Genomic DNA, 25,161 nt, shown 5'->3' with positions numbered 1-25,161 from the left:
ATAGGTCGGCTATGAATGTGGTTATGCTCAGTTCTAGCCGACAATTAATCGGTCGCAATTGCCGATTAGATATGGCTGTCGCAATAGACGGTCATGTGGGAGGTAAAATCGAAACCGCTATTACCACATAAATAGGAGGAGTTTAAGTTGGCTAAAAGAGGAAAGAAGTACCAAGAAGCAATAAAGACGATTGATCGCGAGCAAACGTATGACGCGAAAGAAGCTCTTGAGCTGGTTAAGGGTTCTGCTACAGCTAAGTTTGATGAGACGGTTGAAGTCGCTGTTAGACTTGGGATCGACGTAAAAAAGGCTGATCAACAGTTGCGCGGCGCGGTTGTATTGCCGCACGGAACAGGAAATACGCAACGCGTGCTTGTTTTTGCCAAAGGTGAAAAAGCGAAAGAAGCTGAGAACGCTGGCGCGGATTTTGTTGGCGATGAAGATATGATTAATAAAATCTCACAAGGGTGGCTCGATTTTGATGTTGTTGTAGCTACGCCTGATATGATGGGACAAGTTGGACGTTTAGGTCGTGTGCTAGGTCCTAAAGGATTAATGCCTAACCCTAAAACAGGAACTGTTACGTTTGAAGTTGAAAAAGCGGTAGAAGAAATCAAAGCCGGGAAAATTGAATTCCGCACGGATAAAGCGGGTAACATTCATGCTCCGATTGGCAAGGCATCATTTGATGTCGATAAACTCTACGAAAATTTAGAGATGGTGCTCGACACTTTGCAAAAGGCTAAACCTGCGGCTTCAAGAGGGACTTATATGAGAAATGTAGCTGTGAGTTCTACAATGGGCCCTGGGGTAAAAGTTGATGTAAGTTCAGTTGCTGCTATAAAGTAGTTGACTTGTAACGCATCAAATGATATAGTTTAAAAATGGAATCTGCGTTCGTCGCAGAATATAAATTTGAATGATAAACCGTAGACAGAAGGCGCCGTTTGGCTTAATTTCCTTCCGAGGTGTGCATGATAGATATTCAATTAGGATACCTATGCCCTTCGTGTTTACGAAGGGCATTTTTAGTGCGCGCCATTAACAACTATAGGAGGTGGGTACCGTGGCAGTACGTGAACAGAAAGTTCAAACTGTGCAAGAAATTGCGTCCAAAATTCGTGAAGCAAAAAGTACAGTGTTAACAGACTATCGTGGTCTAACTGTTGCTCAAGTGACAGAACTTCGTAAGCTTTGCCGCGATGCGGGTGTAGAGTTTAAAGTTTACAAGAATAAACTTGCCCAGCGCGCGACTGCGGAAGTTGGCGTTACGGAATTGGATGAATACTTAGTCGGACCAACTGCGATCGCATTTGCTGAAGACGAAGTTACAGCCGCGAAAATTTTAAATGACTTTTCTAAATCCAACGACAAGCTTGAGCTTAAAGGCGGAATCGTTGACGGAAAAGTGATGGGAGAAGCAGAACTTAAGGAGTTAGCCTCTCTACCGCCGCGCGAAGGTTTGGTTTCAATGTTGCTTAGTGTCTTACAAGCGCCTGTGCGAAACTTTGCTCTTGCGGTTAAAGCTGTTTCCGATAAGCAGGAAGAAGAAGCTTAAATCTCTCTTTAGCGTGTAAACTCGAACATATTATAAAAATTAAATTTTAGGAGGAAGGCATAATGTCTAAGGAACAAATCATAGAATCAATTAAAGGTATGTCTGTTCTTGAGTTGAATGATCTAGTGAAAGCAATCGAAGAGGAGTTTGGAGTAACTGCTGCTGCTCCTGTAGCTGTAGCTGCTGGTGGAGCTGCTGACGCTGCTGCTGAGCAAACAGAGTTTACTGTACACCTTGAAGCTGCTGGCGGTGGTAAAATCAACGTGATCAAAGCGGTTCGCGAAATCACTGGCTTAGGATTGAAAGATGCGAAAGCTTTAGTTGACGGAGCCCCTGGGGTAGTTAAAGAAGGGGTTTCAAAAGAAGAAGCTGAAGAAATTAAAGGCAAGCTTGAAGAAGCTGGAGCCACTGTCGAGCTTAAGTAGTCAGATCGTATAAAACAAAGACTCATTGTCATTATGCAGTGGGTCTTTTTTCATCCCGATCCCTATTTTGCATTCGTCCGATAGTATATTTTGCGGGCGATAAGTCAAAACAAGACTTAGGAACGGAAAGGAAAGCGGGGTTGAGATAGTGACAGAACACTATTATACGAATAGTCCAAGCGTAACTCATGATGAGAAGCGATTTGATTTCCAGTTGCGTGGTCGGGAATTTACATTTAAAAGTGACGCGGGCGTGTTCTCAAAAGAACGGATTGATTTCGGAAGTCTACTTTTAATCGAAAATATGGAGATCGAAAACGAGGATCGCGTGTTGGATGTTGGCTGTGGTTACGGTCCGATCGGTTTGACGGCTGCTTACCTAGCGTCCAAAGGTGACGTGTTGATGGTCGATATTAATGAACGAGCTGTTTCATTAGCAAATTGGAACGCTAAGAACAACGGGATTGACAATGCGAGAGCAATTGAAAGTGACTTGTTTGAAAAAGTTGATCAACAACAAAAGTTTAATGTCATTTTGACAAATCCGCCGATTCGGGCAGGAAAAGTAACGGTACACCATATTTTTGAGCGCTCCTATCATTATTTAAAGCCTGGCGGACATTTATGGATTGTTATTCAAAAGAAACAAGGCGCTCCATCCGCTTTTAGGAAACTCGAAGAAACGTATGAACAAGTTACAAAGATTACGCAAAAGAAGGGCTATTGGATTATAAAGGCTCAGAAAGCAATGGGAGATTAAAATTGGTTTCCTTGACATTAATCGCCAACTGTGATATTGTTATAAAATGCTAGCGAGAATAGCGTATTTGCATATGTCAAGGGTTGAATTTATTATTATACTGTGAATGGATAGTTATTTTTATGGTAATACTGACATAATAGAACTGTCCATTTGTATTTTACGGTATCCGATTCGGGATTAGTAGTTTGTTTAATGTTTTTTTCTATAATATACTAAGTTTTTGAGAAACATACCCTCGGCTTCAATTGTGAAGCTTTTTTAGTGGCCTAAGTTTTTTAGCGCCATTCTTATAATTTTTGAGGGAATCCTTAATAAAAGGATGCTTATTACTCTGCTTTGAGGGGTGAATGATTTGGCAGGTCATTTGATTCAATGTGGACGCCATCGTCAACGTAGGAGTTATGCCAGGATTGAAGAAGTAATGGAATTACCGAATTTAATTGAGATTCAGCAGAAATCCTATCAATGGTTTTTAGACGAAGGATTACGGGAAATGTTCCAAGATATTTCTCCAATTCAAGACTTTACAGGCAATCTAGTGTTAGAGTTTATAGATTATAGCCTAGGAGAGCCGAAGTACTCTGTTGATGAGACGAAGGAACGTGATGTAACCTATGCTGCACCCCTTCGTGTAAAAGTACGCCTGATTAACAAAGAAACAGGCGAGGTTAAAGAACAAGAAGTGTTTATGGGTGATTTCCCGCTAATGACAGATACGGGAACATTCATTATAAATGGAGCTGAACGGGTAATTGTCAGTCAGCTTGTACGCTCACCAAGCGTTTACTATAATTCAAAAGTTGATAAGAACGGAAAGCAAGCCTTTACGGCAACAGTGATTCCAAATCGCGGGGCGTGGTTGGAATTGGAAACTGATGCTAAGGACGTGATCTATGTTCGTATTGACCGTACAAGGAAGATCCCCGTTACGGTTCTTTTGCGTGCGCTAGGATTCGGCACTGACGCAGAAATATTAGATCTATTAGGGGAAGATGAATATATCAAGAATACGTTAGAAAAGGATAATACCGATTCTACTGAAAAAGCGTTGATTGAAATATATGAACGACTCCGTCCAGGTGAACCGCCAACGGTAGAAAATGCAAAAAGTTTGCTTATGTCGAGATTTTTTGATCCGAAAAGATACGATTTAGCAAACGTTGGTCGGTATAAAATTAACAAAAAGTTGCATATTCGCAATCGCATTTACAATCAGAAGCTTGCGGAAACACTAGTTAATAGCGAAACAGGTGAGATATTAGCTCAATCTGGTCAGGTCGTTGATCGCAGATTGATGGAAAAACTAGAGAAATATCTAGCTAAAGGGTTAAATATCGCTAATGTTAAAACAAGAGGCGGCGTCGTGGAAGATGAAATTGCTGTGCAGGGAATCGACATCTTCTCGCCTGTTGATGAAGGAATGGTCGTAAAGGTTATTTCTAACGGGATGATTGAAAAGAACGTTAAAAATATTATGCCTGCTGATATTATTGCTTCAATTAATTATTTTATTAATCTGTTGCACAATATTGGAAATACGGACGATATTGATCACTTAGGTAATCGACGCCTTCGTTCTGTTGGTGAGCTTTTGCAGAACCAATTTAGAATTGGACTTTCCCGTATGGAACGTGTTGTTCGTGAAAGAATGTCAATTCAAGACGCGAATGCGATTACGCCGCAAGCCTTAATCAATATTCGCCCGGTAATTGCCGCAATTAAGGAGTTCTTCGGCAGCAGTCAGTTGTCTCAGTTTATGGACCAAACGAATCCATTAGCTGAGTTGACTCATAAGCGTCGTTTATCCGCGCTTGGACCAGGTGGATTGACGCGAGAGCGGGCAGGATTTGAAGTGCGTGACGTTCACCATTCCCACTATGGTCGGATGTGTCCAATTGAAACACCAGAAGGTCCGAACATTGGATTGATTAACTCCCTTTCTTCATACGCAAGAATCAATGAGTATGGCTTTATTGAAACGCCGAGAAGAAAAGTAGATCCAGAGAGTGGATTGGTGACAGAGGAAATCGTCTATCTGACCGCTGACGAGGAAGATGTTTACAATGTTGCTCAGGCTAACGCTGAGATTGATGAAGAGGGTCGCTTTGTAAGCGACACGGTTATTTGTCGACGTAAGGGCGAAATCATTTCTGTGCCTAGGGATATGGTTGACTACATGGATGTTTCGCCGAAACAGGTAGTATCTGTTGCGACTGCGATGATTCCTTTCTTAGAAAATGATGACGCGAACCGCGCCCTAATGGGAGCAAACATGCAACGTCAAGCGGTTCCGCTATTAGTTCCAGAGGCGCCGTTTATTGGTACTGGCATGGAGTACACAGCGGCGAAAGACTCAGGTGTAGCTACTATCGCAACTCAACCAGGAATCGTAGAAAGAGTAACAGCTCGAGAGGTTTCGATTCGAAGGGTGCAATTCTTCGATGAAAGCGGCAATCCCGCCGAAGTGCCTGCTAACTGGGGAATTTCCCAATCGGAAGAAACTTTGAAGAACATTAAAGCCAACCAAGTTCCTGAAGGTCTGAAGATGGTCACGGGTGATCTTGATAAGTATCGTCTTCATAAATTCGTTCGATCGAACCAAGGGACATGTGTCAATCAGCGTCCAGTGATCCGTAAGGGCGAGTTTGTCAGAGCGGGTGACATTATTGCGGATGGACCGTCCACAGAAAAAGGGGAATTGGCGCTCGGTAAAAATACGCTTGTCGCATTTATGACGTGGGAAGGTTATAACTACGAAGATGCGATCTTGATGAGCGAAAAACTTGTAAAAGATGATGGATACACATCCATTCATATAGAAGAGTACGAATCTGAGGCTCGCGATACAAAGTTAGGGCCAGAAGAAATTACACGTGATATACCAAACGTGGGGGAAGACGCGTTAAAGGACTTAGATGAGCGTGGAATCATTCGTGTTGGAGCTGAAATTTCAGACGGTGATATTCTAGTTGGAAAAGTAACGCCGAAGGGTGTAACTGAATTGACGGCAGAAGAGCGTTTGTTGCACGCGATCTTTGGAGAGAAAGCGCGAGAAGTGCGTGATACTTCCTTGCGCGTTCCACACGGAGGTTCTGGGATCGTAGTTGATGTCAAAGTATTTACACGCGAAAACGGCGATGAGTTACCACCAGGCGTAAATCAGCTTGTTCGTGTTTATATCGCGCAGAAGCGTAAGATTTCTGTTGGCGATAAGATGGCTGGGCGTCACGGAAACAAAGGGGTTATCGCGCGGATTCTTCCAGAAGAAGATATGCCGTTCTTGCCGGATGGAACACCGGTTGAGATCGTCCTGAATCCGCTTGGGGTTCCATCGCGGATGAATATCGGTCAAGTATTAGAGACGCATCTGGGGATGGCTGCTAGAGCGCTTGGTATTCATATTGCCACGCCTGTTTTCGATGGAGCAGGAGAAGATGATGTATTCTCTACGCTTGCGGAAGCTGGTTTATCTAAAGATGGGAAGACTGTGTTGTTTGACGGAAGAACGGGTGAACCCTTTGATAATCGTGTGACCGTTGGTGTGATGTACATGATTAAGCTTGCTCATATGGTTGACGATAAGATCCACGCTCGTTCCACAGGACCCTACTCGCTGGTTACACAACAACCGTTGGGCGGTAAGGCTCAATTTGGTGGACAACGTTTTGGAGAGATGGAAGTTTGGGCGCTTGAAGCTTACGGGGCGGCCTATACATTGCAAGAGATTCTTACAGTTAAGTCTGACGACGTAGTTGGACGGGTAAAGACGTATGAATCGATTGTAAAAGGCGAGAATGTTCCAGAGCCAGGTGTGCCAGAGTCGTTTAAAGTATTGATTAAAGAGCTACAATCCCTCGGGATGGATGTTAAAATCCTAGCAGAGGATGAGCAGGAAATAGAAATGCGCGAGATTGATGAAGATGATGAGAATTCAGGCGATAAGTTGAATCTCAATCTTCAAGGAGTCGTTGCGGAAGAGTAAGGGAAAATAGAGTGACCGCTACTTTCGGGACTTACCTACTAATTCATTGTGATGCGAAAAATAACGGTCATGGGAGGTATGCCCTTTGTTAGATGTGAACAATTTTGAGTTTATGAAGATAGGTTTAGCTTCTTCCGAAAAGATCAGATCCTGGTCTTTCGGGGAAGTTAAAAAACCCGAAACTATAAATTATCGTACGTTGAAGCCTGAAAAAGAAGGGTTGTTCTGCGAGAAAATCTTCGGTCCGACAAAGGACTGGGAATGTCATTGCGGAAAATATAAACGTGTTCGCTATAAAGGCGTTGTTTGCGATCGATGCGGGGTTGAAGTCACGCGAGCGAAGGTGCGTCGCGAGCGGATGGCTCATATTGAGCTAGCCGCTCCTGTCTCCCACATCTGGTACTTTAAAGGGATTCCAAGTCGAATGGGTCTCGTGCTAGATATGTCACCTCGTTCACTTGAAGAAATTATTTATTTTGCTTCCTATGTGGTTATTGACGCCGGGGATACTCCTTTAGATAAGAAACAGCTCCTATCTGAAAAGGAATACCGAAATTACCGTGATAAATACGGTAATGGTTTTTCCGCGGGGATGGGCGCTGAATCGATTAAAAGACTTCTAGAACAAATTGATTTAGATAAAGAAGTGCAGCAGCTAAAGGAAGAGTTAAATTCGGCTCAAGGTCAGCGTCGTACCCGTATTATTAAACGGTTAGAAGTGCTTGAAGCATTCAGAAGTTCCGGTAATCAGCCGGAATGGATGGTCGTGGATGTTTTGCCGGTGATCCCTCCTGAATTGCGTCCAATGGTTCAGCTAGATGGCGGAAGATTCGCCACATCTGACTTGAACGATTTATACCGTCGTGTAATTAACCGGAACAATCGTCTGAAGCGATTGTTGGACTTAGGCGCCCCCGATATTATCGTCCAAAATGAGAAGCGCATGCTGCAAGAAGCGGTAGACGCTTTGATAGACAATGGAAGAAGAGGCCGACCGGTCACAGGTCCAGGGAACCGACCGTTGAAATCTTTGAGCCATATGTTGAAAGGGAAGCAAGGACGTTTCAGACAAAACTTGCTTGGGAAACGGGTTGACTACTCTGGGCGATCCGTAATTGTTGTTGGACCGAATCTAAGAATGTATCAATGCGGTCTGCCGAAAGAAATGGCGCTGGAGCTTTTCAAACCGTTTGTGATGAAAGAACTGGTCAGCAAGGGATTAGCTCATAATATCAAAAGCGCTAAACGGAAAGTAGAGCGCGTGCATCCAGAGATTTGGGACGTTCTAGAGGAAGTTATTCGCGAACACCCTGTTTTGCTGAACAGAGCGCCTACGTTGCACAGACTTGGTATCCAGGCGTTTGAACCTGTGCTTGTTGAGGGAAGAGCGATTCGTTTGCATCCGCTTGTTTGTACGGCTTATAACGCTGACTTTGACGGGGACCAAATGGCGGTTCACGTTCCATTATCGGCAGAGGCTCAAGCAGAAGCTCGCTTATTAATGTTAGCGGCCCACAATATCTTGAATCCGAAGGACGGTAAGCCTGTTGTAACCCCTTCTCAAGATATGGTGCTCGGAAGTTACTATCTAACGATTGAAAGGAAAGGCGCGAAAGGTGAAGGAAAGACATTCCACTCGCCTAATGCGGTTATTCACGCGTATCAAAACGATGTGATCTCATTGCATACCCGCATTGCGCTGCCTGCAAAAACGCTAGGCAAAAGTTCATTTACACCTGAACAAGAAGAGGCTCTTCTGATTACGACACCCGGCAAAATCATTTTCAACGAAATATTACCTGCTGAGATGCCGTTTGTTAATGAACCAAAGAAATCAAACGTTCAAAATGGAATCTCTGATCGCTATTTCGTGTTTGATAAAGGACGGGATGTTAAAGAGTTTATCGAAACCGAATTAAGCGAAGAGCAAGAAGCGGTCAAGAAAGGCTTTTTGGGCAGTATTATTGGTGAAGTGTTCAGACGCTTTGGCACAACAGAAACAACGGTCATGCTCGATAGCGTAAAAGACCTTGGTTTTAAATATTCAACAAAGGCTGGCTTAACTGTGGCGATTGCGGATATTATGACCCCTGAGAAGAAAAAGGACATCATTGCCGCCGCGGAAGAACGGGTTCACATGATTTTACAGCAATATCGACGTGGGTTGATTACGGAGAATGAGCGCTATGATCGTGTAATTTCTGTTTGGAGTAAAGCTAAGGACGAAGTTACAGACGTGTTGATGGACTCGCTTGATAAGTTTAATTCCATCTACATGATGGCGAATTCAGGGGCTCGGGGTAACGTTTCCCAGATTACACAGCTAGCGGGAATGCGTGGACTGATGGCGAATCCGTCCGGTCGGATCATTGAATTACCGATCAAATCCAATTTCCGTGAAGGATTGACGGTTCTTGAGTACTTTATTTCTACCCACGGAGCTCGTAAAGGATTGGCGGATACGGCGCTTCGCACAGCGGACTCGGGTTATTTAACGCGTCGTTTGGTAGACGTTGCTCAAGACGTTATTGTGCGAGAGGTGGATTGCGGAACGGACAAAGGACTTATGGTTAGTCCGATTGTTGACGGCAAGAACAAAATTGAAGATCTCTACGATCGCATTGCGGGGAGAACTTCATTTGCGACAGTTCGTCATCCGCAGACTGAAGAGATTCTTGTTAAGAAAAACCAACTGATTACAGAGGATATTGCTGATATTCTTGTAAACGAGCTTGATATGGAAGCTGTTCACATCCGAACGGTGTTAACGTGTCGCACGAAGCACGGGGTATGTAAGCTTTGCTACGGTCGGAACTTAGCGACTGGGCAAGATGTTGAAATCGGTGAAGCGGTTGGGATTATAGCCGCTCAGTCGATTGGTGAACCAGGTACCCAGTTAACGATGCGGACATTCCACACGGGCGGTGTTGCTGGAGACGATATTACGCAAGGTTTACCTCGTATTCAGGAGCTGTTTGAAGCTCGTAATCCGAAGGGTCAAGCGACGATTACAGAGTTTGAAGGGGAAGTCGTCGACATACGCGATACGAAGGATCGCCGTGAAATTGAAGTGAAAGGCGATGCGGAAACGAAAGTATATCAAATTCCATTTGGTTCTCGTCTGAAAGTCGCGGTTGGCAGCGCATTGAAAGCGGGCGATGAGTTGACAGAAGGTTCAATCGATCCAAAAGAAATGTTGCGGATCAAAGGACTACGCGGCGTTCAATACTACATCTTGCAAGAGGTTCAAAAAGTATATCGTATGCAAGGGGTAGAAATTAACGACAAGCACGTTGAAGTGATGATTCGCCAAATGTTGCGTAAAGTCAGAATCATTGATAGCGGAGACACTGATTTACTGCCAGGTTCGTATGTTGAAATTCATGAATACGAAGAGGCGAACCGAAAGGTATTCCGCGAAGGAAAAGAACCAGCCGTCTCAAGACCAGTTTTGCTAGGAATTACAAAGGCGTCGTTGGAGACGGAATCGTTCCTATCAGCCGCTTCTTTCCAAGAGACAACGCGTGTGTTAACAGACGCAGCGATCAAAGGAAAGGTAGACCGACTGTTGGGTCTGAAGGAAAATGTCATTATCGGAAAGCTGATTCCAGCTGGAACCGGAATGCCAAAGTATCGTAACACTCGCTTACTTGTTGATCAGGAAACTGAAGGACTGGAAGAAACGAGCATTGAAGCTAAAGAAACAGTGTCAGTAGAATAAGAAATTGATCAGTCATCTTAGGCTGTCGTTCGGATGGAATGAAGACAGCCTAAGATGGAATTTTTGCCGTAAAAAATATTTATTTAAAAAAGTTGACTTCCCTATTTGGAAGTGATAATATGACGAAGTGTGCCAAGAACACCTGTGCTTTGGAGGATAAAATGTCTTATGATAAAGTAAAACAGGCTTCGAAAGTCATCATTGGCATGAAACAAACTTTGAAAGCCGTTGAACAAGGAATGGTGAAGGAAGTCTTCGTCGCGAAAGATGCAGATCCTCGCATAATCGAGAAAATTATCGGAGTTTGTTCCGAAAAGGAAGTCTCGGTAGAATATGTAGATTCGATGAAGCAGCTTGGGAAAGCTTGTGGAATTGAAGTGGGGGCTGCAACGGCAGCGATTATGATAAATGAGCAGTAACCTGGTTTTTGAACCGTCAAGAGTCACATGCGTTCAAAAACTTTTCCTTTGCTCATCTATGACTCACCTGGATCTGTGGGCTTAAGTTAGCAACGGATCTTAATCTCGGAAGGAGGTGCGGCAAATGCCAACAATTAATCAGTTAGTTCGTAAAGGTCGCAAAATGAAAGAGGCTAAATCGAAATCTCCAGCTCTTCTAAAAGGGTATAACAGTATGAAGAAGGAGCACACAGATGTTGCTTCTCCACAAAAACGCGGTGTATGCACGCGCGTAGGCACGATGACGCCAAAGAAGCCGAACTCCGCGCTTCGTAAATATGCTCGTGTGCGTTTGACGAACGGTATTGAAGTTACAGCGTATATTCCTGGAATCGGACATAACCTGCAAGAACACAGTGTTGTATTAGTTCGGGGCGGACGTGTGAAGGATTTACCAGGGGTTCGTTATAAGATCGTTCGTGGCGCTTTGGATACAGCTGGTGTAGCGAATCGTCAACAGTCTCGCTCACGCTATGGCGCGAAACGACCAAAAGCAGCAAAACAGTAATTTCTAAATTAATTATTTGCGCGAAATGATTTTTAAAAATGTTTAATAAAGGAGGGGACAGTATATGCCACGTAAAGGACCAGTTCCTCGCAGAGACGTATTGCCAGATCCAATTTATAACAGCAAGCTTGTTACCCGACTGATCAATCGCTTGATGGTTGACGGGAAAAAAGGGGTAGCGCAAGGTATTCTATATCAATCTTTTGATGTAATTCGTGAACGCACAGGTCGCGAGCCATTAGAAGTATTTGAAGAAGCTTTAAAGAACATCATGCCTGTGCTTGAAGTTCGAGCTCGACGTGTAGGTGGAGCAAACTATCAAGTTCCGATTGAAGTACGACCTGAGCGACGCACAGCGTTAGGACTTCGTTGGTTAGTTCAGTACTCACGCAATCGCGGTGAAAAGACGATGCAAGAGCGTTTAGCGGCTGAAATTTTAGATGCAGCTAACAACACAGGAGCTTCTGTTAAGAGACGCGAAGATATTCATAAAATGGCTGAAGCGAATAAAGCATTCGCTCACTATCGTTGGTAGAATCAATCAAGTTTGTATTTCTTTAGGCTAGAGCATTCCTTCTTGCTTAAGATATACACTTGTAACGAATCGACCCGGTGAGTTTATCTATACCTACTCTTTAATAATGAAAGGAGTCACATACATGGGACGTCAATTCCCCTTGGTAAAGACTCGGAACATTGGAATCATGGCGCATATCGATGCGGGAAAAACAACTACAACAGAACGTATCTTGTTCTATACTGGACGCGTTCACAAGATCGGTGAAACCCATGAGGGGTCTGCGACAATGGACTGGATGGAGCAGGAGCAGGAGCGTGGAATCACGATTACCTCTGCTGCGACAACAGCTCAATGGAAAGACTACCGCGTAAATATCATCGACACACCTGGACACGTGGATTTCACTGTTGAAGTGGAACGTTCGCTGCGTGTGCTTGATGGGGCTGTTGGAGTTTTCTGCGCAAAGGGTGGGGTTGAGCCTCAATCCGAAACGGTATGGCGTCAAGCAGATAAGTATCATGTTCCTCGTCTTGGCTATGTTAACAAGATGGACATTGTCGGCGCGGATTTTCTATCTGTAGTTGAACAAATGCGCGAGCGTTTAGGCGCGAACGCAGTACCTGTTCAGTTGCCAATTGGCGCTGAGGATACATTTAAAGGAATGATCGATCTAATTAAAATGGAAGCGATCATTTACACAGATGATTTAGGTACAACTTCAGAAACAGATGCAATTCCCGAAGATATGAAAGAGCTTGCCCAAACATGGCGCAATAACTTGATCGAGGCTGTTTCCGAATTGGACGAAGATCTCTTGGAAAAGTATATGGAAGGGATCGAACCTTCTGAAGAAGAGATTAAGGCAGTGCTCCGCAAGGCAACTTGTAATGTTGAAATTATCCCTGTTCTTTGTGGTTCTTCCTACAAAAACAGAGGGGTTCAACCGATCCTTGACGCTGTCATTGATTTTATGCCTGCTCCAACGGATGTGCCTGCTATTAAAGGTACATTACCGAATACGGAAGACGAAGTTGTGCGTGAGTCAAGTGATGAAGGTCCATTCTCTGCATTAGCGTTTAAGATCATGACAGACCCTTACGTTGGAAAGTTAACATTCTTCCGCGTGTATTCTGGGGTGCTGAATTCGGGTTCTTATGTATTGAACTCGACGAAAGGTAAACGCGAACGTGTGGGACGGATTCTACAAATGCACGCGAACTCACGCGAAGAGATCACAACGGTTTATTCCGGGGATATTGCTGCGGCTGTTGGCTTGCGTGATACTGGAACAGGAGATACGCTTTGCGATGAAAAGGATCCCGTTATCCTGGAGTCAATGATCTTCCCTGAACCTGTTATCTCGGTTGCGATCGAACCTAAAACAAAGGCTGACCAAGACAAGATGGGGATTGCTCTATCGAAGCTTGCGGAAGAAGATCCAACCTTTAAAACATATACAGATGAAGAAACAGGCCAAACCATTATCTCTGGGATGGGTGAACTTCACCTTGACATTATCGTTGACCGTTTGAAGCGGGAATTTAAAGTGGAAGGTAACGTAGGCGCTCCGCAAGTTGCTTACAAAGAAACGTTCCGTAATCCTGCTAAGGTTGAAGGTAAGTTCGTGCGTCAATCCGGTGGACGTGGACAATTCGGTCACGTTTGGATTGAGTTCGAACCGCTTGAGGCTGGTTCCGGTTTCGAATTCGTCAACAAAATTGTCGGTGGGGTTGTTCCACGCGAATATATCCCTGCTGTTCAAGCGGGTATTGAGGAATCGATGCAAAATGGTGTGCTTGCTGGATACGAGTTGTTAGACGTTCGGGCAACATTGTATGACGGAAGTTACCATGACGTTGACTCTTCTGAAATGGCGTTTAAGATTGCGGGTTCACTAGCGCTAAGAGAGGCTGGTAAAAAGTGCGGAGCCGTTTTACTTGAGCCAATGATGAGAGTTGAAGTGGTTGTTCCTGAGGAATACATGGGAGATGTCATGGGAGATATCAGTTCCCGTCGCGGTCGGATCGAAGGTATGGAAGCCCGCGCAGGCGCCCAAGTCATTCGAGGGTTTGTGCCATTGTCTGAAATGTTCGGATACGCAACAAATCTACGTTCCGCAACACAAGGTCGCGGTCAATATACAATGACATTTGACCACTATGAAGAGGTTCCAAGAAATATCGCCGATGAAATTGTTGAAAAAGCAAAAGGCGTATAATTTCTTTTAAAAGCTTCAAAAAGGTATTTGCAAGCTTCACTGGAAAGGTATAAAATGGTCTTTGGTTAGAAAAGATGTCTATACCTTTCTTCTTTTAAAAAACTAAAATATAACAATAAACGTTTGAGAAAAGCGTTTGATTTTAAGGAGGTTTCTTTCATGGCAAAGGAAAAATTTGAACGCACCAAGCCGCACGTGAACGTTGGAACAATCGGTCACGTTGACCATGGTAAAACTACACTAACTGCGGCTATTACAACTGTATTAGCAAAAGCAGGCGGAGCTACAGCGCAAGATTATAGCCAAATTGACGCTGCTCCAGAAGAAAAAGAGCGTGGTATTACAATTTCTACTTCACACGTTGAGTATGAGACTGAAAACCGTCACTATGCGCACGTTGACTGCCCTGGTCACGCTGACTATGTTAAAAACATGATCACAGGGGCTGCTCAAATGGACGGAGGAATCTTGGTTGTATCCGCTGCTGACGGTCCAATGCCGCAAACGCGTGAGCACATCCTACTTTCCCGTCAAGTTGGGGTTCCTTACATTGTTGTCTTCATGAACAAGTGCGACATGGTTGACGATGAAGAGCTACTTGAACTAGTTGAAATGGAAATTCGCGATCTTCTATCAGAATATGAGTTCCCAGGCGATGATATTCCTATCGTTAAAGGTTCTGCTCTTAAAGCTCTTGAAGGAGAAGAAGAGTGGGAAGCTAAAATTTTTGAGTTAATGGAAGCTGTTGATAGCTACATTCCAACTCCAGAGCGCGATGTAGACAAGCCTTTCCTAATGCCAGTTGAGGATGTATTCTCGATTACTGGACGTGGAACAGTTGCTACAGGACGTGTTGAACGTGGAATCGTTAAGGTTGGGGACGTTGTTGAAATCGTTGGTCTTACTGAAGAGCCAACAAACACAACTGTAACAGGAGTAGAGATGTTCCGTAAGCTTCTTGATCAAGCTGAAGCTGGCGATAACATTGGAGCGCTACTTCGCGGTGTTCAACGTGAAGATATCGAGCGTGGACAAGTTTTAGCTAAGCCAGGTTCCGTTAAGCCTTACAGCAAATTTACTGCGGAAGTATACGTATTGTCGAAAGAAGAGGGCGGTCGTCATACACCGTTTTTTGCGAACTATCGTCCGCAATTCTACTTCCGTACAACTGACGTAACAGGAATCATCCAACTTCCAGAAGGTGTTGAGATGGTTATGCCTGGAGATAATATTTCCTTTGAAGTAGAACTAATCAGCACGATCGCAATGGAGGAAGGTACTCGCTTTGCAATCCGTGAAGGTGGACGTACTGTAGGCGCTGGTGTTGTAGCTAAGATTAATGGCTAATTATTTATAGATAAAGGGTTGTCCAGAAAGTCATTCGAAAGATTGACTCTCTGTGACAACCCTTTTTTGCCTTCATGTGTAAAAAGGTCGCAGATACCCCACTTTGTAGCTGTTTTCAGACGGAAAAGGTAGGCTTGGTCACGAACCGGGGTTGCAATGTCACGAAACAGGGTAACATACTCACAATCCGATAATCATTACAAATAGGCGCATCCAGTTGTGGTTGATTGGAAGGTTCCCCTGATCCTTCAATCCGAAATCCTATGGCGGGTACTATAAAAAGTGAGTACTGTAATAAGCGCGCGCTCTATCATATAGTAATAATTAAGAAAACGGTTTATAGAAAGGGGTATCAAAATGAGGGGAACAAAGAGAAATACAGCCGCTTACACTGGATTAGCTTGGGGAGGATTTGTTGCCTTTATATCGATATATGGTATTTCAGTTTATAATTTAGAGGTGCCGCTTGCGGTAAAAGGACTTTTTGCAACGTTAGGGATTGCCCTTGTGATGAGCTCGATAACACTTCAAAAGGTCGTTAGAGACAATCAAGAAGATACGAAGATTGGGATCGATGAGGTTGACTAAAAGAAGCTACTCTCGAGTCTGCGCCCCAAAGTTTATGATGAAACTTTGGGGCGCGTTACTTATTGAAGTGGCTTTACTGCTTCTTCAGCGATCGCAATGATCCTTGCGGTAGCTTTATCTAAATGATTGGCGTCAACATAATGAAAGGGTCCATCGTATTCTTCCAATTTATGTTGATATCGTGGATCGTAATACTCTTTTAAAAGGGTCACAATTAATGCCTTGTAATTATTATTTCCAATGTCATTATTTATTTTTGCTTGAAGCTCGGGTTGACATCGTTTGGCAATGCGCGAGACGGCCTCATGAATTTTTGTCTTAAACATTGGGTCATCAAGAAATGAATTCACATACTCTCCGTATATTCTTTCTACCCGATGCGGCAAAGTGGCTTCTAAAACAATATGGATCCCTTTTCTTTTCATTTCGAGTAAGAAATCGGGTTGAACCACTTTACCAATTCGTTTGCTTTCCGCCTCCACGAATGCGTAGGGGAGGTCATGAATTTTTTGTAACTGATGGACTAAGCGTGATTCAAACGTCTTCTGACCATATGCTGGCTTGCCGATATCGCCAAAAACAGAGCCGCGATGCCCGGCGCAGGCTTCCAGATGTAAAGTAGGAAACCCTTGCGCAGCTAGCCTCTCTAAAATACTGGTCTTACCAACCCCAGTTAGCCCATGTAGAACAACAAATCTTCTAGGGTGTATCATTCCATTTAATTGTTCGCGCGTCCATTGTCGATACGTTTTGATCCCCCCTACTAATCGATATACGTCAAGTCCAGCTAATTCAGCTAGAGTAGTTGCTGTTTTACTGCGCATTCCTCCACGCCAGCAATACAAAACAAGTTCATTCCCTTTGTCCGCCTCTTTCTGGATAGAATCAATAAAAGCGGGAATTTTCGGTGAGAGTAGCTCGATCCCTAATCGTTTGGCAGTAGCTTGTCCTTGTTGTTTATACACGGTTCCCAGTTTCACTCGCTCTTCATCCGTAAACAGAGGGATGTTTGTCGCTTGCGGAAGATGGGATTCCATGAATTCAATGGGGGAGCGGACATCGATAAATCTAGGATTATTTAAGGTCAATGCTTCCTCGATATGTATTTCTTTCATTACATAACACAACTCCTATTTGGTTTCAGACTTGATTTCATGTAAGATAAATAAATAGATTTCTTTATACATTGTTAATTGAGGAGGGGTCCTGATTGTCAGATCAAGCAGAAGTTAAATTAACATCCTTATCAAGTAAGGCAGGCTGAGGTTGCAAAATCGGTCCAGAGGACCTGGCGCAAGTATTGCGTCATTTACCAAAACCAGAGAAAGCGGATCCTAATTTATTAGTCGGTTTGGACTCGCCCGACGATGCGGGTGTTTATAAATTAACGGACGATATTGCGCTCGTGCAAACGGTCGATTATTTTACACCAATTGTTGATGATCCTTATATGTTTGGTCAAATCGCAGCGGCAAATGCCCTAAGTGACGTATACGCGATGGGCGGAAAGCCATTAACAGTGCTCAATATCGTTGGGTTTCCCATTCAAAAATTAGACCCATCGATTTTGGCTAACATTCTTAAGGGCGCTGGAGATAAGGTTCAAGAAGCGGGCGCTTTGATCGTTGGCGGACACTCAATCGATGATCAGGAACCAAAGTTTGGGCTAGCAGTGACGGGGACGGTTCATCCGGAAAAGGTGTGGACGAACCATGGCGCGCGGCCGGGCGACGTTCTTATTTTAACAAAACCGATTGGCGTTGGTATCCTAACCACAGCGATTAAACGAGATATGCTTGACCAAGAAAGAATTGATCTTGTTACAAGGTTAATGGCGGAGTTAAACAAAACTGCGGCAGAAACACTTATGAACTATTCTATCCATGCATGCACAGATATAACAGGGTTTGGCCTGCTTGGACATGCCGAAGAAATGGCAAGCGGCAGCAATGTCGGAATCCGAATCCATAAGGACAAGGTACCTGTTTTACCGGGAGCGTATGAATTGGCTGAACAAGGGATTGTCCCTGGTGGATCAAAGGCGAACCATAGATGGTTAGCGGAGTCTGTTCGTTACGGCACAATTCCAGAACACGAACAATGGTTGCTTTGCGATGCGATTACATCTGGCGGGTTGTTGGTCAGCATCCCTGCCGAAGAGGCGGAAGCATGTATAGCGGATCTAAAGCAACGTGGGATTGAGTACGCTAGCGTCATTGGCGAAGTGATCGAAGAGCCTCCGGGCTGTATTGTTATCGAGGCATAATATAGACACAAACAAAAAGAGCAGGCGATCAATTGCCTGCTCTTTTGTATAGTTCAATATATTGTCTTGCTTCATTGTGTGGGGAAGCATGCGCTCCGACCCACTGTTTGCCTGCTTGAATGACTTGACCCCTGTGAAAGGAATCATTCATAATGGAAAATACAGCTTCTTTAAATTGTTCCATCGAGCGATAAAGCCATCCCGTTTCATTATGCTGAATTAATTCCTCGTTTGCCGCATTTTTGCGGGCGATCACCGGCCTACCAATCGCGAGGGCTTCCATGACAGCTAACGACTGCCCTTCAGAAACGGATGAGTTAACAACGATATTGGCTTCTTGATACCAATGCGTCATCACTTCAAAGGGGACAACCCCAGCATAAGTGAACCAGGGGCGCGTGTGACTTGCTTTGTTCACTTCATCATAAACGTCCGCGTGAAGGTTGGCGCCTACAATCTTAAATTGAAGGTTTGGATAACTCTCGTATAAATCATCAAGAGCCGGCAGCGTATGAAGCACATCTTTAATAGGTCTGAGTCCCGCTGGCAGAAGAATGTTCGGTTGCTCAAATTGTTCTGGTTCTCCGATGTTCCAGGGCAACCAAGCGCTCTGTGGGATCACGTGGATTTTATTTGCCCAGTCACTATTTAAACGAATGACTTTTTGCTTAGCGTCAGGTGTAAAGACTGTTATCTTGGCTGCCTGCTGGAGTAGTTCTGAAACGTCATTCGCAAGCGGCGCTTGCAGATCTACGTTAATATCAGTTCCTCCCATTGTCACGATGTACGGTCGTTCTAAGGAAAAATGGTTTTCCTGGGCCCAGCTCAGAAAGCGGGTTGCATGAAGAATATGAATGACATCAATCGTTTCAGTCGAAGGGAGAAACCAAGGTTCTTTTTCTAAATAGGGAAAAACAGAAGTATGTATGCCATAGTTCTGTAAGAAATGAACGATCCGCTTCGAGGTCGTTGAGTTTCCCCTTGGTTGGTTAAAATAGGGTGTAAAATATAAAATGCGCATTGCTTTCACCTTTCAATTCAGGAGGTTGATCTGAAGTGGAATCAAATATAAAACGACAATTAAGAGAGATTCCCGCTGTTCACCAGTTCATACACGATGAGCAGCTATTGGCTTGGATTCATGAACACCAAATTTCGGAACGGATATTGACCGATGTCGTAAAAGAGACGGTTGACTCGATCCGCCGACAACTTTTGAACCAACAGCTTGATACTATAAGTTACAATATAATCCTAGATCAAATCAAGTTAAAACTTTTAAAGTCGCAACAAGCTAATTTAAAATCTCTTATTAATGGGACAGGCATAATCTTACATACAAATTTAGGACGGGCGGTTCTGGCTCAAGAAGCAATCGACCAAATGATCGATGTGGCAAAAGGATATAGCAATCTAGAATATCAAATCGATCAGGGCGCAAGGGGTTCGAGGCATGACCATGTCGAGGATCTAATCTGTCGCTTAACTGGGGCTGAAGCGGCAATGGTCGTTAACAATAACGCGGCTGCTGTGTATTTAATTTTGCGGGAGATAGCGAAGGGACGTGAAGTGATCGTCTCACGCGGTCAATTGGTTGAAATCGGCGGCTCTTTTCGAGTCTCAGAAATTATGTATGAAAGTGGAGCGATTCTGCGTGAAGTAGGGACAACAAATAAAACACATCTTAGGGATTATGAACAGGCGATTCACGAGGAGACAGCCCTCTTGTTGAAAGTGCATACCAGTAATTTTACAATTAGAGGTTTTACGCAAACGGTTGAGGTCGATGAATTAGCTAGTTTGGGCGCAAAACACGGCATTCCAGTTTATGAAGATTTAGGCAGCGGAGTGATTTATGACTTGAAAAAGCATGGGATCGGCGAGGAGCCAGTCATCCATGATAGCTTGCATCGGGGCGCTGATATTGTTAGTTTTAGCGGTGATAAGCTGTTAGGGGGGCCGCAGGTAGGTGTTATTGCGGGCCAGAAGGCTTGGATTGACCGTTTAAAGGCTAATCAGCTAGCAAGGGTATTAAGAGTTGACAAGGTCACATTGGCCGCCTTAGAAGCGACACTGCGCCTGTATCTCGATCCTGAGCAAGCGGCTCAAAAAATACCTGCTTTGCGCGATATGTTGATCTCTACCGAGGAGTTAAGAAAAAGAGCGGAAAAAATTAAACAGCAACTGAGTCATTTTGACATTCACATCTGTGAAACAGAAAACGAAGTCGGCGGAGGAAGTATGCCGGATATTATGTTGCCCTCGATCGCCCTTGAAATCCATCATGAGCGGGATCCGGCTCACGTAGTTGAACGAAAATTGAGGATGGGAAATCCGGCGGTAATTGGGCGGATTACGAGGGATGTTTGTCTACTGGATGTGAGAACGATTCAGGATGAAGAGATCCCGTTACTTGTTCAGGCGCTCAATGAAAATCTTCGCTAAAATTGTCCTATTTTGAAATGTTACTCGGTTTCCCTTTTCACTGGCGGGGACAAACGGTATAATAGGTTTTTAAATGGCTCGCTTGAACCATGCCGATACAAAGATAGGAGTGAAGTATCGTGGACAGAGAGACAATTGAGCAAACCTATAGTGTAAAGGAATTAGAGGACAAGAGGAAGGAACTAAGGCTTAAACTTAAGGACTCAAATTTAACTGAAGAGGAAAAGTGGGATTATAATGATTTGCTGCGGCGAATCGATAAACGACTTCGATTAATGAGGGATTTATTAATTGAATTAAACGGGTAAATTTAAGGAGGCCTTCCTCTTCAAAAGGGATTGCCTCTTATTTTTTGCCAATATTTGATGTATAATATTTAACTGAATTCAATAAAGATTCCATACTGTTTATAAATGGGAGTGAATTCAGTAAAAAAATGCGGCGGATACGATCCATCTTAGGGGATCTTTGAGGACAAGCTTGAAAGAAATCTAAACGCAATTGATTTGGAAAGGAGTAAGCCATGAGAAAAAGAAAGCTAAGAAGACTTGAATGGAAAGAAAGATGGCAAAGGTATAAGCGATTATATAAAGGATCGCGAGATGAGCGACGCGAAAAGTGGCGCGCGAAATGGGTCGAATATTTATCCAATGAACATGAAGCGGGATAGGGAAAAGCGGACAGGCCGTTCCCCTCTCCCAATGACCCCATTAGTTTCCGAAATTAAATGGAACGACTGTCTTCCATGTTTCATTAACAACGTCGTATAACTCTTGTTCGCTAACCGGTTGTTCATACTCAAGTCGATCGCTTATTTGTTTCACTTGCGCATGAAGATCAGGATATTCCTTGTCTTTGACTACATAGATTAGGTAGTTATTTGTTTCCCCTTGCAATTCTTGCCTCACTTTATTTTCAATGATGTTCGGGTGAGTGGATCCCGTTGTGTCGATGCCGATGATCATCGTATCCGTTCCATAGAGGATGACGCTTGCATTGCGAATACCTGAAATCCCTTCTACACGTTGTTCAAAGTGTTTGATCGGTTCATCTGATAAAACTCGGGGTTGATTTCCGTCATAACCTGCTGCTCGATAAGACATCTCCTCTAACGTATTTCGCTGAGGGGCGAGGGTACATGCAGTTACTAAAAAGATTGAAAGCGCCAAAAATGTTATTTTGAAAATGCGGTAACTCAAGGTAGCACCTCCTTAAATGTAGAGTTAGGTATTTGAGATCTCAATATTCAGGTAAAAATTAGATAATCCTATCAAAAAAAATTGAATAATGCTTGTCAATGCGGACAACATAATCATGAGCTCCCCTCCAGCAATTCGTTCAATGCCACTATAAACTTGCTGGAGAGGGGGTTTTTTATTGATAAAATTCTCCTTTATACTTGCTCAATCAAATAGTCATAATATTGACATTATAATGTGGTTGAAAATCTGTTATAGTAATAATAGAGAAATATAAATCTTTAAAAAATTAAAAATATGGAGATGGAGTAGGAGGAGAGCACCGTGAGAATTACTTTACTTGATAAAAAGTGCCAAAGCTGTGGAGTGAAGTTAACAAAATTTGAGATAGAAGAGAAAGACTCTCACTGCATGGATTGTTTTGCGGACGAGTTTAAAAGCCCAACAAAAGTTAAATAAACAAAACATCTAAAAGTTCCCTTATCGGGAACTTTTTTGTTTTACATTTTTAATAATGAATAGGACAAAATAACTACGGTAAAAGAGGAGGTTAACTATTATGACGGTAGCATCTCGAGTCAAACAAACAACAGCGAGTTTAAAGGGGGCCTTAGCTACATTACAACTGTACAGTCTTCAATCTGCGACAGAGGAAGAGCGGTTATTGTTTCAAAATAGTCAAAAAAAGATTGAGGGAGTGGTGCAAATGTTAGAACAACGCATCTCTATTCTTGAATTTGAAGAACCGCAATATAAAGGATTTTAGAAAGGGGCTTTAATGTGCCAGATTGGGTCCAGATGATTATCCGCTCTTTTTTGATGTTTCTTTTTATAGTCACTTTGTTGAGAATTGTCGGAAGAAAACAGATCTCTCAAATGACGTACAGTGATTTTGTGGTTGGAATTACAATTGGAACAGCCGCTGCATTAATTGCATTTAACGTCATACCCAACTTGGTAAATGGGTTGTTAGGTTTAACCGCTTGGGTTCTTTTTTTAATTGGACTCAACGTTTTGACAATGAAGAGCAAGTGGTTTCATGATTTATTTCGGGGCAGGGAAACGATTTTAGTTCGGCGCGGAAAAGTATTAGAGGACAATTTAAAAGAAGTTCAATATACCCCTGAGGAATTGTTAAGCCAATTGAGGCGGAAAAACATTTTCCATTTGGCAGACGTCGAATTTGCAGTCATGGAGGCAAACGGTGAAGTCAGTGTGATGTTGAAATCTGAGCAAACCCCGATTACTCCAAAGCATTTAGAATGGGCCGTCGCTTCTCAAGCGGAACCGCAGACAGTTGTTTTAGATGGAAATATTATGGATGAGGCATTAACAGGCCAAGGTTTAAACCGTCAATGGTTACAGACCGAGCTGGATAAAATAGGCATCTCTTTAGCGAATGTTTTTATTGGACAAGTCGATGCAAATGGAGACCTATTTGTTGATTTGTTTGATGATGCGATCGAGATTCCAAAACCGAAGACAAAAGAGCTATTATACGCGACACTAAAAAAGTGTGAAGCTGACTTGGCAATGTTCGCGTTAGATACAGATCAACCTGAAGTGAAGCGGCAATATCAAGTTAGCTCGGAAGTAATTGAGGAGGTCGCTCAAAGTCTCAGGAGCAAATTGATTAGATAAGGGGGCGGTAAAAAATGTCCGATAAGAAAAACAAGAAATTAACACCGACACAACAGCAATATCAGGCATTCGCAAAACAGCGGGAACCGCAGCGCCCTATACTTATAAATTGTGTCAAGGCATTTCTAGTCGGCGGGTTAATCTGCGCGCTAGGCCAGTTAATATCCCAATTTTATATGACCTTTTTTGATTTTACGGAAAAAACGGCGTCAAATCCGACGGCGGCAACCCTTATTTTTATTGCAATTTTACTTACCGGTCTCGGTGTTTATGACCATATCGGACAATGGGCTGGAGCCGGATCCGCTGTTCCTGTGACCGGATTCGCGAACTCTGTTGCATCTGCGGCGCTTGAACATCGAAGTGAGGGTTATGTGCTTGGCGTTGGCGGGAATATCTTTAAGCTGGCCGGATCAGTGATTGTGTTTGGTGTTGTTGCTGCATTTATTGTGACTCTCGTGAAATTGTCTATTTTAAAATTGGGAGGGTTCTAACCATGCTACAAGGGCATCAATCTTGGGTATTTGTAAATAGGCCGGTCATTCAGGGAGCTGGGGCCGTTGGCGGACCTTTTGAAGCAGAAGGAGCGTTAGCGCTCGATTTTGATATTCTTCATGGAGACACATGGTTAGGTCAGGACAGTTTTGAAAAGGCTGAAAAAAAAATGCTCGAAGAGGCATGTGAAATCGCGATTGGAAAAGCGGGCTTGAAAAAAGCGGATATTCAATTTTTTCTATCCGGGGACCTGATGAATCAGATTATAACGAGTAGTTTTGCCGCCAGAACGTTAGGATGTCCTTACCTTGGTTTGTTTAGCGCCTGTTCCACATCGATGGAAGGTTTGGCGCTCGGCGCCTCGATTATTAACAATAACGGGGGAAACTATGTACTGTGTGGCGCCGCTAGTCACAACTCCACTGCGGAGAAACAATATCGCTATCCAACGGAGTACGGGGCGCAGAAGCCACCAACAGCGCAATGGACGGTGACAGGCGCTGGAGCAGTGGTGTTAAGTAAAGAGGGTGATGGCCCGCATGTTATTTCTGCGACGCTCGGTCGGGTGGTAGATATGGGGTTGTCGGATCCATTTAATATGGGGGCGGCAATGGCTCCCGCCGCTGCTGACACATTGGTTGCTCATTTTCGCGATCTGCAATGCTCGCCTAATGACTATGATTTGATTGCTACGGGGGATCTAGGCGGGGTTGGTTACGAGATAGCGAAAGATTTGTTAAGTAAACATGGATTTGAAATGGATGAGCGCTTTGTGGACTGTGGAATGATGATCTATACTGAGAAGCAACCTGTTTTTGCTGGAGCTAGCGGGGCCGGGTGTTCGGCCGTCGTGACTTACGGCCATATTTTGAATCGAATGAAACGGGGCGAATTAAACAAAGTTTTAATCGTAGCGACGGGCGCTTTGTTATCTCCAATTAGTTTTCAGCAAAATGAAAGCATTCCTTGTATTGCCCATGCGGTAGCAATCGAAAATATGCTTCATTAATGTCATTGATCGTTAAGA

Annotated in this window: 23 protein-coding genes and 1 other annotated feature; of the genes, 20 read left to right on the top strand and 3 right to left on the bottom strand. The window is 43.6% G+C overall.

The window, feature by feature from the left end:
* Window positions 1-147 precede the first annotated feature (147 nt).
* From rplA to BEP19_RS12330, 12 genes are all read left to right on the top strand, one after another.
* On the top strand, window positions 148-849 hold the full coding sequence (rplA, locus tag BEP19_RS12385) for a 50S ribosomal protein L1 (RefSeq protein ID WP_120190229.1): 702 nt from the start codon (window positions 148-150) through the stop codon (window positions 847-849).
* Window positions 850-909: 60 nt separating this feature from the next.
* Window positions 910-1,039: a sequence feature (ribosomal protein L10 leader region), on the top strand.
* Between the two features lie 18 nt (window positions 1,040-1,057).
* Window positions 1,058-1,558 (top strand): 50S ribosomal protein L10, encoded by a 501-nt coding sequence (rplJ, locus tag BEP19_RS12380; protein ID WP_425452765.1) that lies wholly within the window; start codon window positions 1,058-1,060, stop codon window positions 1,556-1,558.
* A gap of 62 nt (window positions 1,559-1,620) precedes the next feature.
* The gene (rplL, locus tag BEP19_RS12375) at window positions 1,621-1,983 is read left to right on the top strand and encodes a 50S ribosomal protein L7/L12 (RefSeq protein WP_120190227.1); all 363 of its coding nucleotides are present in this window, start codon (window positions 1,621-1,623) and stop codon (window positions 1,981-1,983) included.
* Between the two features lie 148 nt (window positions 1,984-2,131).
* A complete protein-coding gene (locus tag BEP19_RS12370; RefSeq protein ID WP_120190226.1) occupies window positions 2,132-2,743 on the top strand; it encodes a class I SAM-dependent methyltransferase in 612 nt (203 codons plus the stop codon).
* A 355-nt stretch (window positions 2,744-3,098) separates the two neighbouring features.
* Window positions 3,099-6,728: a DNA-directed RNA polymerase subunit beta gene (gene rpoB, locus BEP19_RS12365; RefSeq protein ID WP_120190225.1), complete on the top strand. Its 3,630-nt coding sequence runs from the start codon at window positions 3,099-3,101 to the stop codon at window positions 6,726-6,728.
* 85 nt (window positions 6,729-6,813) lie between these two features.
* A complete protein-coding gene (gene rpoC, locus BEP19_RS12360) occupies window positions 6,814-10,449 on the top strand; it encodes a DNA-directed RNA polymerase subunit beta' (RefSeq protein ID WP_120190224.1) in 3,636 nt (1,211 codons plus the stop codon).
* Between the two features lie 161 nt (window positions 10,450-10,610).
* Window positions 10,611-10,868 (top strand): 50S ribosomal protein L7ae-like protein, encoded by a 258-nt coding sequence (locus BEP19_RS12355; RefSeq protein WP_120190223.1) that lies wholly within the window; start codon window positions 10,611-10,613, stop codon window positions 10,866-10,868.
* A gap of 124 nt (window positions 10,869-10,992) precedes the next feature.
* Window positions 10,993-11,415 (top strand): 30S ribosomal protein S12, encoded by a 423-nt coding sequence (gene rpsL, locus BEP19_RS12350; RefSeq protein WP_120190222.1) that lies wholly within the window; start codon window positions 10,993-10,995, stop codon window positions 11,413-11,415.
* 64 nt (window positions 11,416-11,479) lie between these two features.
* A complete protein-coding gene (gene rpsG, locus BEP19_RS12345) occupies window positions 11,480-11,950 on the top strand; it encodes a 30S ribosomal protein S7 (protein WP_120190221.1) in 471 nt (156 codons plus the stop codon).
* A gap of 124 nt (window positions 11,951-12,074) precedes the next feature.
* Complete coding sequence (gene fusA, locus BEP19_RS12340) at window positions 12,075-14,153, top strand: elongation factor G (protein ID WP_120190220.1); 2,079 nt, start codon at window positions 12,075-12,077, stop codon at window positions 14,151-14,153.
* 159 nt (window positions 14,154-14,312) lie between these two features.
* The gene (gene tuf, locus BEP19_RS12335) at window positions 14,313-15,500 is read left to right on the top strand and encodes an elongation factor Tu (protein ID WP_120190219.1); all 1,188 of its coding nucleotides are present in this window, start codon (window positions 14,313-14,315) and stop codon (window positions 15,498-15,500) included.
* Between the two features lie 357 nt (window positions 15,501-15,857).
* Window positions 15,858-16,088 carry a YiaA/YiaB family inner membrane protein gene (locus tag BEP19_RS12330; RefSeq protein WP_120190218.1) on the top strand — a complete coding sequence of 77 codons (231 nt, stop codon included), beginning with the start codon at window positions 15,858-15,860 and terminating at the stop codon, window positions 16,086-16,088.
* A gap of 59 nt (window positions 16,089-16,147) precedes the next feature.
* Here the strand turns inward: BEP19_RS12330 and mnmH are convergent, their stop codons facing one another.
* Window positions 16,148-17,203 carry a tRNA 2-selenouridine(34) synthase MnmH gene (gene mnmH / locus BEP19_RS12325; RefSeq protein ID WP_120190217.1) on the bottom strand — a complete coding sequence of 352 codons (1,056 nt, stop codon included), beginning with the start codon at window positions 17,201-17,203 and terminating at the stop codon, window positions 16,148-16,150.
* 95 nt (window positions 17,204-17,298) lie between these two features.
* Between mnmH and selD the strand changes: the two genes are divergently transcribed.
* Window positions 17,299-18,354 (top strand): selenide, water dikinase SelD, encoded by a 1,056-nt coding sequence (gene selD, locus BEP19_RS12320; RefSeq protein ID WP_120190216.1) that lies wholly within the window; start codon window positions 17,299-17,301, stop codon window positions 18,352-18,354.
* Window positions 18,355-18,382: 28 nt separating this feature from the next.
* On the opposite strand, the gene BEP19_RS12315 is transcribed toward selD, so the two are convergent.
* On the bottom strand, window positions 18,383-19,375 hold the full coding sequence (locus BEP19_RS12315; protein WP_120190215.1) for a glycosyltransferase: 993 nt from the start codon (window positions 19,373-19,375) through the stop codon (window positions 18,383-18,385).
* A 35-nt stretch (window positions 19,376-19,410) separates the two neighbouring features.
* Between BEP19_RS12315 and selA the strand changes: the two genes are divergently transcribed.
* The 3 genes from selA (at window position 19,411) to BEP19_RS17735 (ending at window position 21,469) form a co-directional block, all read left to right on the top strand.
* Window positions 19,411-20,799, top strand: a complete 1,389-nt coding sequence (gene selA, locus BEP19_RS12310; protein WP_245983541.1) for an L-seryl-tRNA(Sec) selenium transferase — start codon at window positions 19,411-19,413, stop codon at window positions 20,797-20,799.
* 119 nt (window positions 20,800-20,918) lie between these two features.
* Complete coding sequence (locus BEP19_RS12305) at window positions 20,919-21,107, top strand: hypothetical protein (RefSeq protein WP_120190214.1); 189 nt, start codon at window positions 20,919-20,921, stop codon at window positions 21,105-21,107.
* Between the two features lie 215 nt (window positions 21,108-21,322).
* Window positions 21,323-21,469: a hypothetical protein gene (locus BEP19_RS17735; protein WP_170145364.1), complete on the top strand. Its 147-nt coding sequence runs from the start codon at window positions 21,323-21,325 to the stop codon at window positions 21,467-21,469.
* 40 nt (window positions 21,470-21,509) lie between these two features.
* Here the strand turns inward: BEP19_RS17735 and BEP19_RS12300 are convergent, their stop codons facing one another.
* Entirely contained in the window at window positions 21,510-21,998 is a 489-nt protein-coding gene (locus tag BEP19_RS12300; protein WP_120190213.1) for a YhcN/YlaJ family sporulation lipoprotein, read from the bottom strand.
* Window positions 21,999-22,557: 559 nt separating this feature from the next.
* Between BEP19_RS12300 and BEP19_RS12295 the strand changes: the two genes are divergently transcribed.
* The 4 genes from BEP19_RS12295 to spoVAD are packed head-to-tail and all read left to right on the top strand — an operon-like array spanning window position 22,558 to window position 25,143.
* Entirely contained in the window at window positions 22,558-22,764 is a 207-nt protein-coding gene (locus tag BEP19_RS12295) for a DUF1657 domain-containing protein (RefSeq protein ID WP_120190212.1), read from the top strand.
* A gap of 14 nt (window positions 22,765-22,778) precedes the next feature.
* A complete protein-coding gene (locus BEP19_RS12290; protein WP_120190211.1) occupies window positions 22,779-23,639 on the top strand; it encodes a DUF421 domain-containing protein in 861 nt (286 codons plus the stop codon).
* 14 nt (window positions 23,640-23,653) lie between these two features.
* On the top strand, window positions 23,654-24,133 hold the full coding sequence (gene spoVAC / locus BEP19_RS12285; protein ID WP_120190210.1) for a stage V sporulation protein AC: 480 nt from the start codon (window positions 23,654-23,656) through the stop codon (window positions 24,131-24,133).
* Between the two features lie 2 nt (window positions 24,134-24,135).
* Window positions 24,136-25,143: a stage V sporulation protein AD gene (gene spoVAD / locus BEP19_RS12280; RefSeq protein WP_120190209.1), complete on the top strand. Its 1,008-nt coding sequence runs from the start codon at window positions 24,136-24,138 to the stop codon at window positions 25,141-25,143.
* The last annotated feature ends 18 nt before the right edge of the window (window positions 25,144-25,161 follow it).

This window comes from Ammoniphilus oxalaticus, assembly GCF_003609605.1.
Taxonomy (GTDB): domain Bacteria; phylum Bacillota; class Bacilli; order Aneurinibacillales; family RAOX-1; genus Ammoniphilus; species Ammoniphilus oxalaticus.
The sequence above is the reverse complement of the archived record's forward strand: the minus strand, read 5'-3'. Positions and strand labels throughout refer to the sequence as shown.